This window comes from Xylanibacter brevis P6B11 (assembly GCF_000621825.1).
In the GTDB taxonomy this organism is placed as follows: domain Bacteria; phylum Bacteroidota; class Bacteroidia; order Bacteroidales; family Bacteroidaceae; genus Prevotella; species Prevotella brevis.
The window spans coordinates 69,288-83,186 of record NZ_JHXG01000013.1 but is presented as its reverse complement, the minus strand read 5'-3'; the positions used below and the strand labels follow the sequence as shown (position 1 = coordinate 83,186).

At 45.2% G+C, this 13,899-nt stretch carries 13 protein-coding genes; 8 read left to right on the top strand and 5 right to left on the bottom strand.

What is annotated here, in order from left to right; all coding sequences use genetic code 11:
- Positions 1-11: 11 nt before the first annotated feature.
- On the bottom strand, positions 12-1,721 hold the full coding sequence (locus T496_RS13765; protein WP_044110930.1) for a Na/Pi cotransporter family protein: 1,710 nt from the start codon (positions 1,719-1,721) through the stop codon (positions 12-14).
- 293 nt (positions 1,722-2,014) lie between these two features.
- Between T496_RS13765 and T496_RS0108725 the strand changes: the two genes are divergently transcribed.
- On the top strand, positions 2,015-4,294 hold the full coding sequence (locus tag T496_RS0108725) for an inorganic phosphate transporter (RefSeq protein WP_027450421.1): 2,280 nt from the start codon (positions 2,015-2,017) through the stop codon (positions 4,292-4,294).
- Between the two features lie 27 nt (positions 4,295-4,321).
- Here the strand turns inward: T496_RS0108725 and T496_RS0108720 are convergent, their stop codons facing one another.
- Entirely contained in the window at positions 4,322-4,933 is a 612-nt protein-coding gene (locus T496_RS0108720) for a class I SAM-dependent methyltransferase (RefSeq protein WP_027450420.1), read from the bottom strand.
- Positions 4,934-5,519: 586 nt separating this feature from the next.
- Between T496_RS0108720 and T496_RS15315 the strand changes: the two genes are divergently transcribed.
- Both T496_RS15315 and T496_RS0108710 read left to right on the top strand, forming a co-directional pair.
- The gene (locus tag T496_RS15315) at positions 5,520-5,642 is read left to right on the top strand and encodes a hypothetical protein (RefSeq protein WP_262499102.1); all 123 of its coding nucleotides are present in this window, start codon (positions 5,520-5,522) and stop codon (positions 5,640-5,642) included.
- A 93-nt stretch (positions 5,643-5,735) separates the two neighbouring features.
- Positions 5,736-6,785 (top strand): DUF4932 domain-containing protein, encoded by a 1,050-nt coding sequence (locus tag T496_RS0108710; RefSeq protein ID WP_027450419.1) that lies wholly within the window; start codon positions 5,736-5,738, stop codon positions 6,783-6,785.
- 351 nt (positions 6,786-7,136) lie between these two features.
- Here T496_RS0108710 and T496_RS0108700 read toward each other — a convergent pair whose 3' ends face one another.
- Together T496_RS0108700 and T496_RS0108695 are read right to left on the bottom strand one after the other, a co-directional pair.
- The gene (locus tag T496_RS0108700; protein ID WP_027450417.1) at positions 7,137-8,387 is read right to left on the bottom strand and encodes a type II toxin-antitoxin system HipA family toxin; all 1,251 of its coding nucleotides are present in this window, start codon (positions 8,385-8,387) and stop codon (positions 7,137-7,139) included.
- Entirely contained in the window at positions 8,384-8,656 is a 273-nt protein-coding gene (locus T496_RS0108695; RefSeq protein WP_394331346.1) for a helix-turn-helix domain-containing protein, read from the bottom strand. The genes T496_RS0108700 and T496_RS0108695 overlap by 4 nt, the downstream gene beginning before the upstream one ends.
- Positions 8,657-9,013: 357 nt before the next feature.
- Between T496_RS0108695 and rhuM the strand changes: the two genes are divergently transcribed.
- The 5 genes from rhuM (at position 9,014) to bcp (ending at position 12,549) form a co-directional block, all read left to right on the top strand.
- Entirely contained in the window at positions 9,014-10,015 is a 1,002-nt protein-coding gene (rhuM, locus tag T496_RS0108690; protein ID WP_027450415.1) for a virulence protein RhuM/Fic/DOC family protein, read from the top strand.
- A gap of 145 nt (positions 10,016-10,160) precedes the next feature.
- On the top strand, positions 10,161-10,322 hold the full coding sequence (locus tag T496_RS14950) for a hypothetical protein (RefSeq protein ID WP_155808785.1): 162 nt from the start codon (positions 10,161-10,163) through the stop codon (positions 10,320-10,322).
- A gap of 80 nt (positions 10,323-10,402) precedes the next feature.
- Entirely contained in the window at positions 10,403-11,221 is an 819-nt protein-coding gene (locus T496_RS0108680; protein ID WP_231478030.1) for a metallophosphoesterase, read from the top strand.
- A 238-nt stretch (positions 11,222-11,459) separates the two neighbouring features.
- Complete coding sequence (locus T496_RS13760; protein ID WP_081783598.1) at positions 11,460-12,020, top strand: methyltransferase family protein; 561 nt, start codon at positions 11,460-11,462, stop codon at positions 12,018-12,020.
- 61 nt (positions 12,021-12,081) lie between these two features.
- Positions 12,082-12,549 (top strand): thioredoxin-dependent thiol peroxidase, encoded by a 468-nt coding sequence (gene bcp / locus T496_RS0108670; RefSeq protein ID WP_027450413.1) that lies wholly within the window; start codon positions 12,082-12,084, stop codon positions 12,547-12,549.
- Positions 12,550-12,978: 429 nt separating this feature from the next.
- Here the strand turns inward: bcp and T496_RS0108665 are convergent, their stop codons facing one another.
- On the bottom strand, positions 12,979-13,884 hold the full coding sequence (locus T496_RS0108665) for an AraC family transcriptional regulator (RefSeq protein WP_027450412.1): 906 nt from the start codon (positions 13,882-13,884) through the stop codon (positions 12,979-12,981).
- Between the last annotated feature and the right edge of the window lie 15 nt (positions 13,885-13,899).

The window sequence follows — 13,899 nt, the reverse complement described above, 5'->3', positions numbered from 1 at the left end:
CCGACTACGGATTACCCTTGTCCGTTGATAGGACCGTCACCAAAGTCGTTGTTTAGGCCCTTGCCGGCCTGCACGACGTTCATTACGTAGTCACCAAGTTTCTCGCACTCAGAGATGAAATCGACGTAGAACACACCGAGCTGATAATCGTAAAGACCAGCATTCACATCATGCAGATTTTGGTTCTTTAGCTGTGTTCGGTAATTGTTGATCTCGTGTTCGATGTTAAGCGAAACTTTTATACCATTCTTTGTGGTGGGTCGGTCTATGCGTTTAAGCATCTCGTTTAGAGCCGAATCGACCAGTTGCATCATCGTCATCATGTGCTGCATCTGATCGGCAGTAAACTCCTCCTGGCAATGCATACGATGACGATTCAGGGTACGACCGAGGTTATAAACCGAGTCGCCGATAGACTCTAACTCCGAGATTTGGCGGAGCATCTTCTGTATCTGAGCTTTCGAGGCATCCGACAAGCGGCCTTCGCTCACCTTATTCAGATAGCTGGCAATCTCCATCTCCATCGAGTCGGTGATGTTCTCGTATTTCTCGATACGAGCAAAGAGCTTATTAAATTCCATCTCGTCTTTCGTTTCAAGAAGCGTGGGCACGAAACCCGCCATACGCTGGCAGCGCTCAGCAAAACTACGAATCTCCTTCTGAGCCTCCATGATGCTGAGCTCGGCTGTAGAAAGTAGACCGCCACTGATGAAGCGCAAGCGATAGTCTTCGTCTTGAGCCTTCATAGGCAGCACACGGCACACAAACATCTCTATCTGCTTTACAAAACCAATGAGCAACAGCGTGTTGATGATGTTGAAGGCGGTGTGAAAGGCTGATAGCTTAAAGAGATCGTTGCCACCACCCATTAAGTTCTCTACTACCCAACTAACGGCATCACAAGCGGGATAGAACACAATGAGGAACGCTACCACACCAAACACATTGAAGAACATGTGGGCTAGGGCGGCACGACGAGCTTGTGTGTTGGCTGTCAGTGAAGCCATAAACGCCGTGATGGTGGTACCAATATTCTGTCCCATGGCCAGTGCGGCGGCTTGCTCGAAACCGAAGCCAGGGATGTTCATGCCGAAGAGCATCAGCGTAATGGCCATAGTAGCAGCTGACGCCTGCACAATCATCGTTACCAATGCACCCACAATGACAAAGAGGATAATCGTGAAGAACGAGTCTTGTGGTACGTGGGCCAGCATACCTGCCACCATATCGCCAATGTTCATCGCTGTGGCAGCCTCTTGCAGAAAAGAGAGTCCCATGAAGAGGAACGAGAAGCCAAAGATAAACTCACCGATGCTTTTGCGGTTACCCTTGCCACTGAATATCAATGGCATACCGATAGCCAGTAAGGGGATAGCAAAGGCTGCGATGTTTACTTTAAAGCCAACAGCTGATATAATCCATGCTGTAACTGTTGTTCCGATGTTTGCACCCATGATGACGCCTATAGACTGTGCAAGCGTCATTAATCCGGCATTTACAAAACTTACAACCATCACGGTTGTGGCACTCGATGACTGGATGAGTGCCGTAATCAGAATACCTGTTAGAACACCCATCACACGATTCTTTGTCATCGCAGCCAAAATACTGCGCAGGCGATCGCCTGCAAACTTCTCCAGACCCTCCGACATTGTCTTCATTCCAAAGAGGAACAATGCCAGCGACCCCACAAGCGAGAAAATGTTAATAATCAATTCCATTTTTTTATAATTTTGCTGCAAAGATATTACAATCTTATTACGCTGTTGTTACGTCCATATTACAATTCTGTTACAATTGCTGGTGTAACCTACCTGACATACGAATGAAATGCTTTTGTAACAAGCACCATTTACCTTTGCAATGTCAATCACTAACGGTTGGCTAAATCATTTATGGATAAAGAAAAAGCAAAAAGAATTCAGAGAATCTTTAATTGGGTGAGATTTGTCATCCTAGTGTTGTTTCTCGCATTTATTTTCATTGGATTATTATAACTCCCTTTTAATTAGAGATGAATACATTATTTCTTGGAATTGTCATATTCTTGATAGTGCTTGCGGTGTTCGACCTAGTGGTTGGCGTAAGCAATGACGCAGTAAACTTTATGAACTCTGCTATCGGAGCCAAGGTGGCAAGATACAGAACAGTGGTTACAATAGCTGCTGTTGGCGTGTTCGTTGGAGCTTCCCTGAGTAATGGTATGATGGACGTGGCCCGACATGGCATCATGACGCCACAGTATTTCTCGTTCTACGACGTGATGTGTGTATTCCTGGCAGTCATGGTGACCGACGTGGTACTGCTCGACGTGTTCAATACGCTCGGTATGCCTACATCCACCACTGTCTCGATGGTATTCGAACTGCTGGGCGGAGCCTTTGCCATCGCCCTGTTACAGATCCTCCATGGGGCAACGGCAGCTGACGGTACATTACTCTCATTAGGCGATCTGCTGAATACGGAGAAAGCCATCTCTGTCATACTTGGCATTTTCCTCAGTGTTGCCATCGCGTTTGTCCTCGGCACGCTGGTACAGTGGGTGGCACGCATCGTTTTCACTTTCACCTATCGCGTGAACGGGAGAACGACAGATCAGTCGGGCAAGATGGGAAGTTTGGTTGCATCATCGTTAAAGATTGGTATCTTTGGTGGATTATCTGCGACGGTCATTGTATGGTTCCTGCTTGTCAACGGATTGAAGGGAAGTACTCTGATGACCCCAGAGGTGAAAGAGATTATCAGTCAGAACACATGGTTGATTATTGGCGGTGGCATGGCAGTATTCTCTGTGTTGATGACGCTGCTGAGTGCCATGAAACTGCCCGTACTGAAGTGCGTTGTACTGTTGGGCACCTTCGCCCTGGCGATGGCATTTGCTGGCAACGACCTGGTGAACTTCGTGGGTGTCCCACTGACAGGACTTGAGGCCTATCAGGATTACATGGCTAATGGCAACGGCGAAGCGCAGAGCTTTATGATGCGCTCGTTGATGGAGAGTGCTCATACCCCCGCACTCTATCTCATCGCGGCAGGTGTGGTGATGGTGCTCGCACTGGTCTTCTCAAAGAAGGCGCAGAACGTAGTGAAGACCTCGGTGGACCTCTCGCGACAGGATGAGGGTGACGAGATGTTTGGTTCGAGTGGTGTGGCACGGACGTTGGTGCGCACGTCCAGAAATATGGCCAACGGCATGGCTTCTGTAGTTCCGAATGGTGTGGCGCGATGGATTGACTCACGCTTTAATGCCGATGCTGCCGTGCTGAAGCGGGGAGCCGCCTTCGATGAGATTCGTGCAGCGGTCAATCTGGTTCTCGCTGGGGCGCTGGTGGCATTGGGTACATCGCTCAAACTGCCGCTATCCACTACCTACGTCACTTTTATGGTAGCCATGGGTGCTTCGCTGGCAGACCGAGCATGGAGTCGCGAGAGCGCAGTATTCCGTATTACTGGTGTGCTATCGGTCATAGGTGGTTGGTTCATCACGGCTGGTGTAGCGTTCATGTTGTGCTTCCTCGTCTGCATCGCCCTGTTCTTTGGATCGTTTGTGGCAATGGCCGTTGCCATCGCGCTGGCCATCTTCTTGCTTTTTCGAAGCCATCTGCGCTATGAAAAAAGCAACAAGACCAGTGAGGCCGACGAATTGTTTGATCGCATTGTTCGTAGCAGCGATAAAGCAGAATGTTGGATACTGCTTCGACAACATGTGGCACTAACCATCACACATCAACTACAATTGGTAGCAGAAACTTATAAATCGATGACCGATGCTTTCTTTTATGAGGACTATCGTACGCTGAAACGTACCGCAGCGGTGACCGAAAACCAACGCAAAGATATAAAACGCCAGCGACGCAAACAGATTATGGCCCAACGACGTATAGACCCCATGTTGAGTATTGAGAAGGGCACATGGTACTTTCTGACAATCAACTCGCTGGCGCAAATGGTATATTGCTTGAAACGTATGGGTGAGCCATGCTTAGAGCATGTAGGCAACAACTTCAGTCCGGTGCCAAGCAAATATATCCAAGAGTTCATTCAGATGCGCAATGAGATATTACAACTCTTCAACCGAGCCAGCCATGTCGAAACAATGGCGTTGATACGTGATGATGCTGATAAACTGCAATCACAGCTCTCCAATTATCGACGAGCTATCATTCACGACATTCAAACCAAACAACTCAATATTGAAAGCATGACAGTATTTCTGAATTTGGTTCAAGAGTCACAACAGCTTCTCAGTGCTTTGCGCCACACAGTGAGGGGGGCAAGCAAGTTTGATGAGTAATGCACGTTGGCTGTCGATGTGTACAAGCTAAGCTTTCACGCCAATGATTGTCGCATTCGATGGCTTCATACGGTGAATCTCAGTCTGGATAAAGCCCGCATCGTCGAGCAGTGTCTTCAGTTCCTCCGGCGAATAGGCTGTCATGCCCTCTACGACATTCGTCCACATAGAGTCGCCATCAATTACTTCTACAAGAATGGCGAACTTTCCTCCCTGCTTCAGTACGCGACGTACTTCCTGAAGACAGGCAGGGAGGTTGGGCCAAAAATATACCGTCTCTACTGCAGTTACGAGGTCGAACTTACCATCTTCGTAAGGCAAATTCTCTGCAGACCCCTGAGTGATGAACACCCGTTTGTTGAGCACTTCGGCATTCACCTTCTTGGCCTTCGCTACGCTTTCCTCAGAGATGTCGATACCATAGACCATTGAACCCTCGCTCCGCTTCATCAGTCGTTGCAAGGTAGCCCCTCCGCCACAGCCGATATCAAGCATCGTCCAGCCGTCCTGAATATTGACCAGTTTCAGTCCCCAGTTCGTAAGCGGTGCATGACATAGATTCATAAACTTCAGCATCGCACGTCCCATTCGCCCTTGCGGACATGCACAATTGGTGAAAAATGTTTTTAATAGCCCCATTGTTTTATCCTCCACATTCTAAATCTTAATCTTACTAAGAATTATGGGTGCAAAGTTACAGCATTAGAAAATGGGGTGCAATACCTAAAACTCGGTGTTTTAAGCATCGCAAACCTGTAACGCTCAGCAAATCAGATTAACAAGAATGTGGTATTATGTAAGTATAAGTAGCTGATAATTAGTGCATATTCCCCCAACATTTTGCTACTTCTGAATAGCATATATATATTATATCCGGAAGATAAAAGGTTTAGTTTAGGTTATAAATATTTAATATTGGAATAAACTAAACCAAACCGAGCCTTGCCCAAATAAACCTTGCTTTAGTCTCTCTTTTTTGGATGGCAATTCAAATATTGCTTTTTTTAATAGTGTTATAGTCTCTGTTATGTTCAGATAAAAGGTCGTCCTTATTTTTTTATTTGTGTTTTTTCGAAAAAAACTAGATTAAATGTGTTAAAAAAGGTTGTAATGTTACAACCATTTAAGTATGTTTTGTACATTTGCAGCATGATAGCTGCGAGAATGCTCCCGCTCCAAAATACTGAATGCTATGCGAACACAACCTACGCTTACATTAGCTGATATGAAAGAAGTAACAGGCATCAGCATCGCCGCTATTCAAAAACTCCTTGACCAGTTGATTCAGAAGAAACATGTAGAACGTGGGGAAAAAGAAGGCAGTTGGAGGGTGTTTGTGACACAATAAGTAATGTAAGATGCTGAGTATACTAACGATATGCAATCCCTCTTGAATCCCGGCATTTAATTAATCAAACGTTATTAAAAAATGTATAATAATATGCAAAAGAAAACTTTTGTTACTATTCTGTTCTCTCTGCTTTCAATTTTTGCGTCTGGACAAATTAAATCGGAAGTATCTGAGACTGTAGAGCTGATGGGAATCCTTTCGCGTACTGCGGGGTTTCAGGAATTCAGCAAAGACCTTGCCGGCCAGTATTCTAAAGATACTGAAGCATGGTTTGCACAATACCGTGAGCATCCGACTGTCGCTTACTATAAGGAGCTACGTGACAAAAATGGCATTGCCTACGAACGGGTGACGAATATGGCGGTTCATCTGGAAATAGAAAAAGGTAAAGTAAAGCTTGTCGGCAATCGTGCCGAACTCACTGGTGGCTGGCAGAATGTTGACCTTGACGACTTCGTGAAGCGTCTTAACAAATTCTATGTAGATTCACGCTTTCATGAGTTCTTTGAGCAACACCAGAATTTCTATAGTGACTTCTTGAAACAATACGATACCAATGTCATGCCATATATTCATACTGATTGGTATGGGAAATTCTACAATGGTGCTGCACCTGCAGAGCAATTCAGAATAATCATAGGCTTTACCTATGGATCAACCAACAATGGTGCTTCCCGACAACTGCCTGGTCAGCCACGTGAGGTTTTCGCTGTCTGTGGCTACAATCTGAATCCCAAAACTGGTCGTCTGCTGTTCGACACCAGCCTTCCGCTTCATGAGTTCAATCACTCCTTTGTCAATCCGCTTTTGGAAAAAAATGAAAAAGCTATGCAAGAAGTGGGAAAAAAACTATTTCAATCCTCACAATCAGTTATGGAGAAGCAGCACTATGATGACTGGCACATCGTCATCAACGAAAGTCTTGTTAGAGCTGCTGTCATTGTCTATTTCTACGAGAATGGCTTCAATCAGTTTGCCATGAATATGCTAAACATAGAAACGATGCAAAATGGCTTCCCCTGGGTGCTTGATGTTGTTTCTGCTCTACGCTATTATGCTACCCATCGTGAACAGTATTCTAAGCTTAACGATTTCTATCCAGAGATTGCTAGATTCCTTAACAAATACAATATGAAATAATTAGCAAAAAAATAGGTTTAGTTTACTCCGCTTTATATATAGGGAGATTTAAACTAAACCTACTTTCCCACGCACCAACTGAAATCAACGAAAATATCGGCGTTCTACGGCTTTAATCGGTACACGGCCAATCTTCGAAAGTATTTCGAAAGTAAGTGAAAGTGCAAATACTTGATAATAAGCACTTTTACGATTTGGCTTGTACCGTGCCTTTTTGCTCGACTTGAAAAATGCTCGTCTGAATGTATTATTCCACTGGATATCAACGAGTTTCTCTTTGTTCGCTACATATTTCAATTCTGCTGCAAAGTTACACATTTTTACGAAAAACATGCAGAATGTGCTTTGTTTTTATAATTCATCCCAACGAATGGAATATGATTCTAATAACTTTGTGGGTATTTGCAGTTCGGTAGCGGTTTTGCGCCAGTCTTTGATGACTGAGCGAACCTCTTCTATAATCTCTGATGCTTCTTGGCGTTCAAGTATGTAGTTCTCGCTTGCAGAGAGTAAGGCGTTGATGTCTGACTCTTCTGTGTATGAGTCTATGAGCAAGCATTGATGTGACTTTGCTCCTGGATTGATATCGTATGCTGGAGAGAGTGTCCAGCCTTTAGGGGTAAGCAGGAAACCATGATTACGGAAGTGGTCGTCGGTGTTGCCAAACATGATGTTAAATGCCACTCTGCGATAAAGTTCGCGGAGATTTTGTCGCACGTCGGTACACCCACGAAGAATGAAATCAACGATGTCAAGATAGCCGTTTCCTGTGCTGCTGCCAGCTCCATCGTCAAAACCAAGCAACGACATAGCAGAAGCAAAATGAATACGACGTCCTTCTGCTGTTCTATCGAAGCGTTCTGAAAGAAGCAGGTCACGATCTTTTGAAATCTTGATGGTTCGCGTCTTTGCCACGTTGATGCCAGCCTTGGCCGCAAGCTGATGCGAGAAGTGCTCAATGAGTTCAGTATTCTCCAAGTCCTTCTTAGATGGGAACTTTGCCACGTACAGTTTCCCGTCGGTATCAACCACATTTGCCTTAGGACGAGCACCACCGAGTGAGGTTCCTGGGTCAATCAGCTGGTCGAGCCAACGTTGCTCTGGCAATTCATTGCGTTCCTCTGCCAACTCAATCTCATGGCACGCATCGCACAGGGCGCGAAGACTCTCGATAGGTGGAACAAGGAATTTCGCACTCGCATTTATATAGCCATCGCTATCTTCCTCTTTGTATCGTATGCCTCCCATACGGGTGAAGTCTTCAATCCCTATGAGATAGTCGTAATTAGTGAGCATACGTATCGGCCTGCCTTCCTGTTGGGCAGTCAGTCGCTCTCTGCGGTCAAGCAGTAAACGTCCCCAGCGATCGGGGAAGGAATCCTTGACGAAACCGAACACATTATCATTGCTACGAGGATGCTGCAACGAAGGAACATTCAGCAGGTCACCGCTCAGCAGGATGCCGCCATGCTGTTTCAGCCACTGGCGCGAATACTCAAAGACAAAATGGTCCTTGCCGCGAACATGTTCGTAGCCTAATGTTCCAATCTCCTGTGGGGCAGAGAGGAAGTCAAAATCTGCGTAAACTGTAATCCTTTTCATAGTCTGAGTAATTCTGCATCCTGAAGTTGTCTGCCAAGAGCATCGTCGGCAGCCAACAGGGTGATATCCCTTTCCAGATTAAGTGCAAAGAGTACACGCGCATAGATACCCATGGAAACCGTTGGGTCGCCATGTTCCACCTTTGAGACAGTCAGACGTGTCACAGTAGCTCTGTCTGCAATGTCCTGCATAGACAAGTGCCTACGCTTGCGGGCCAACATGATTTGCTCGCCCATAATCTTCAGGTTCTGGCTTAATGCCCTTGGCATCGTTTTACCAAATGTGTTCTTTCCCATAATTGTATCTTATTGGGCGCAAATATAAATAAAAATGTTTAATATAACAAACATTTTCAGGAATATTTGTGCTTTAACACATGTTTTTGGTTCTTTTGGTCTGAAAACTGCGCTCCGTCTGTCGATATAGTGGAACTTTTGCTGTTTATGCATTCATAATTTGTTAAAAGACCAATATTTTTGCCTCCGTGCTCATATTTTTAGCAAACAAATCATTATCTTTGTAACCTATAATGAAATGATGTGTAACATAGAACGAACACAGGTCGATGCAAGCTGATGCCTTCGAAGATGGCTCGGAGATGAATATGCATAAAGTGAGTATTGTTTATGGACTTAAATAATCAAATCATCATATATCAGACAGAGGATGGACAGACGCAGGTGGATGTCCGCATGGAGAACGACATGATATGGCTGACTCGTCAGCAGATTGCCGTTCTTTTTGGGCGTGACTATAAGACAATCAGCAAACATATCAATAATGCGCTTAAAGAGGAATTGGCTGATTCTGTGGTAGTCGCAAAATTTGCGAATACCACTCAGCATGGTGCAATAGAAGGTAAAACGCAGACTCATGAGGTAGACTATTTCAACCTTGAGGTCATAACTTCTGTTGGCTATCGAGTCAAGAGCAAACGAGGTGTGCAGTTCCGTCAATGGGCGAACAATGTCTTAAAACAATATCTCATCAAGGGTTATGCCGTCAACGAACGCATGCGAAAGGAGCAGATTGGTGAGCTGCGACAGTTGGTAGGTATGCTTGGGCGCACCATACAGAGCCAGCCGCTACTGTCTAACGACGAGACCAATGCCCTCTTTGAGGTGGTGACAGATTATACTTACGCCCTCGATACCCTTGACAACTACGACTACGAGCGGCTTACTATCAATAAGACCACCAAAGAAGAACCGTTCCATGCTACCTATGAGAATGCAATGGAGGCTATCAATGGGCTGCGAGAGAAATTCGGTGGCTCTGTACTCTTTGGCAACGAAAAGGATGACTCCTTCAAAAGCAGTATAGGCCAGATATACCAGACCTTTGGTGGAGAAGAACTATATCCCAGCGTGGAGGAAAAAGCCGCAATGCTGCTTTATCTCGTCACCAAGAACCACTCTTTCAGCGATGGCAATAAGCGCATAGCCGCTACGTTGTTCCTTTGGTTCCTTAACAATAATCACATTCTCTATTATCCTGACGGCAGCAAGCGCATAGCAGACAGCACTCTTGTCGCTCTTACGCTGATGATAGCCGAGAGCAGAACTGAAGAAAAGGATGTCATGGTAAAGGTTGTCGTCAATCTGATAAACAAGAACAACGATGAGTAAAACAGAATACAAGCGTTTAGGCGACTATATCAGAGAAGTGAATGTTCGTAACTGGGAGTTGAAGGTTATGAACAGACTATCACAACGAACCTGAATATTGCAACTCTGCTACCCTCGAAGAGATAGAGAAAAAGGCTGGAGCCTCGTGCCAAACAAGTACATCGAGTTCCGCAACCGTGATGAGCAGATAGACTTCGACACCAAGATGAAGCAACTGCAAGCAGATATGCGCGATCTCTTGCAGCAGGAAGAAGAGAGTAAACAGCAACTGAAAGACCTCTTTGAGAAGTTAGGCTACACTTTGTAATTCTTTCCAATGTTTAAAGAACTGGAAAGAATTGGAAAGAAAAAGAGAAGTCGTAATGAGTAAGATAATGAAGAAAATAGATGATGCAACCAGATAATAAAAGCATACCTCACGGTATTCGAATCCAGTATGTCAGCGACCTCCATCTGGAGTTCGCCAAGAATCGTCAGTGGATTGCCAAACATCCATTGGAGGTAACTGGCGACATTTTGCTTGTCGCTGGCGATTCTGCATATCTTGATCTGCCAAACTCGGATTGCGACACTTATTCTGAATATAAATTCTGGGATTGGGCGAGTCAGCATTACAGCCAGGTTATAGTGTGTTTGGGCAACCATGACTTTTACGGATATTATGACTTGTCCTCTATACCAAATGGCTACTGCAAACAGATTCGCCATAATGTTCATGCATACTACAACAGTATAGTGCATCTGGACGACATGAACATAATCGTTTCTACATTATGGTCGAAGATAGAGCCTCAGAATGCATTCCAGACGGAGCAAAGTGTGAGCGATTTCTATCGTATCATGTATGGTGAACATCGACTGACAGCAGATGATTTTAACCATGAACATGAGCGTTGTCTCGCTTTCATCAAACAGGCTGTTTCAGAAAGTGATGCGAAAAAGATAATCGTTCTTACACATCATGTTCCTACGCAATTATGTACTGCTGCAGAATTTTTAAACAGCACTATTAACGGTGCTTTCACGGTAGAACTGGGCAACTTTATAGCAGATAGCCAGATTAACTATTGGATATATGGCCATTCACACCGCAATATCAAAGCACAAATAGGGGATACACTCATTGTGTCCAATCAGTTGGGCTACATCTCACATGGAGAGCATCTGACGAACGGGTTTAATCCGTCTGTTATGATTGAAGTTTAAAACGAGATTGCAAATTAATAGAGGATAGAAGAATGACAACATACAAACGTTTAGGCGACTATATCAGAGAGGTGAATGTACGTAACCGGGATTTGAAGGTTACGAACTTGCTGGGGCTTAGCGTATCGAGGTGCCACAGGGACAGGTGACTGACATGTTGATGCTGATGGTAGGGCACAAAGGGGTCTGACCTTATTGTGCCCTTCCGTTCGAGAAAACCTAAAAAGAAAAGAGAAATATGAAAGACAGGTCTTTGAACTTTAGAGTGTTTAAGGCGATTTTGGCATTGCCCGTCACTGTAGGTGTTTTGATCCCCGCAATCCTATTGTACCTTTCTGGTTGGCAGTGGGGCGATGGCTGCCTTTGGAGATTGATGGTAGGGGCGATTTGTCTTCTTGCCGGTTTGACGCTGGCAATATGGACTATCAGACTATTCCAGAATAAGGGTAAAGGAACGCTGGCTCCATGGGACGCCACAAGACATCTAATCACTTCCGGCCCCTATGCCTATGTCAGAAATCCTATGATTACTGGAATCTTCCTGATTTTAACTGGCGAAGCGTGCTTGCTGGGCTCTTATGCAATCGGCATCTGGACTGTCCTATTTCTTGTTATCAACTTGATTTATTTCCCTTTGTCGGAGGAGCCGGGGCTGCGTGCACGCTTCGGAAAGGAGTATGACACGTATTGCCAGAACGTGCCTCGATACATCCCACGCCTAACACCTTGGAAACGGAGGGAATCATTTGGGAAAGGAACTTTGATTCACAGCAATGAAGCTCAGTCAGAAATAATGTGAGAAGTTTGGTGTTCTCAATTTTTTGTGTTTTTTTGCATCATTGAACAAAACGGAAACGATTATGACTATTGGAGACAAGGCGCCCGAGATTCTGGGTAAGGACGAACAGGGACGGGACATCCGTCTGAGTGATTACAAGGGACGTAAACTAGTGCTATACTTCTACCCGAAGGACAATACGAGTGGATGTACAGCAGAGGCTTGCAGCTTGCGCGACTACTACAGCGAACTGCAGGGTAGGGGCTATGAGGTGGTTGGTGTGAGCAAAGACTCGGCTGCTTCGCACGTGAAGTTTAAGGAGAAGTTCCAGTTGCCGTTCCCCTTGATTGCTGACATTAATCATGAATTGCTGGAGGCGATGGGTGCTTGGGGTGAGAAGAATATGTATGGCAAGAAGACGATGGGTACCATACGCACTACTTTTATCATCAACGAGGAAGGCATCATCGAGAAGATATTTGCAGGGAAGCAGGTGAAGACCAAGGAACACGCTGAGCAAATTTTGCAGAATCACGAGACGGTTCTTTGATTCGCTGAAGAAGGCTGAAAGTATTACGGGACGGTTCATATATTTGTCCCTCTGTGTACCTCCAGCCTCTGTTTTTACCCCTTCTGCGTATGATGTCAATTATTGCCGGAAGAAATAAGGTTTAGTTTAGGTTATAGATATTTAATATGGGGATAAACTAAACCGTTCATTGGTCAAGTATACCGACTTTCTCATCTCTTTTTTTTTGACGGCAGAAACCAGACTCCTTTAATGCAGATGTTTGGTTGCTAGGAAATATAAATTCGGCAACGAAATGTATTTATTGTCGAATTTATATAATCGTACAAAACTACTACACTTCTGTCTAATAGTAGTATGTTTGTACAGAATGGTGTTATAAAACTTGATTTAGTCAAGGGGTAATTTCTGCAAGTTTCATGATGTATAACATCTTAATACAAAAGTTACTCAACTGATAGATTTATACTCGCCGGGAGTCATGCCGGTGAGGCGACGGAAGTATTTTGAGAAGAATGAGGGATTGGCAAAATGCATCTCATCGGCAATCTGTGCTGCAGGTTTATCCGTGTGGCGCAGTTCTATTTTGATGCGGGTGATGAGGGCACGGTCTATCCAGTCTTTGGCGGTGGTGCCACTGGTTTGGCGGATGACAGTGGTCAGGTAGCGCTCAGTGAGGCACATACGCTCGGCATAGTAGCCTATCTGGTGTTGTTCGGCACAATGCTGGGTAACCAGTTGGAGAAATCGGTCGAATATGCTTTGTTCGCGTGAACGACTATTAGCCAGATGGTCGGCTTGCTGATGGAACAAATGATTGTAGTGGTGCATCTGGGCAGCCACAAGCGCTGTGACGGTGGGACGATGATAATCATCCGAGGCATGAACCGTTTGCCAGATGGCATTCAAAATGTGCTGGGCAGTAGCGATATCCTCTTCGCTGACGGGTAATTGGAAGTCTCGCACCTGTCCATTGAAGGCCGACGGCATCTGTCCTTGCGCAAAGGGCATGGGGAAATTAGAAAAGAGTCCCATTCCAAATATACGGAGGTCGGCCGACAGGCGCTTGGGGTAAATAATTGTACCTGGACCTATATATACAAGTGTACCACTTGTGAGGTGGCGGTCTTGCAGGTTGAAGTTGATTTCAGCCTCGCCGCTCATGATGATGCCCAAACGGTGGTCGTTGATGGTGAAAGGAGGCCTTTGGCGCATCAGCAGACTGAATACCGTGTGGTCGCCACGAACCATTCCAATTTCGCTGTTCAGAAAGGCATGTTCGCGGATTTGCGAGAGGTGTGGTATAAGGATGTCGCGCATTCGTGTGACGTCCATGAGTTGCGGTTGCCTTTTCATAACCAGTCTATTTTT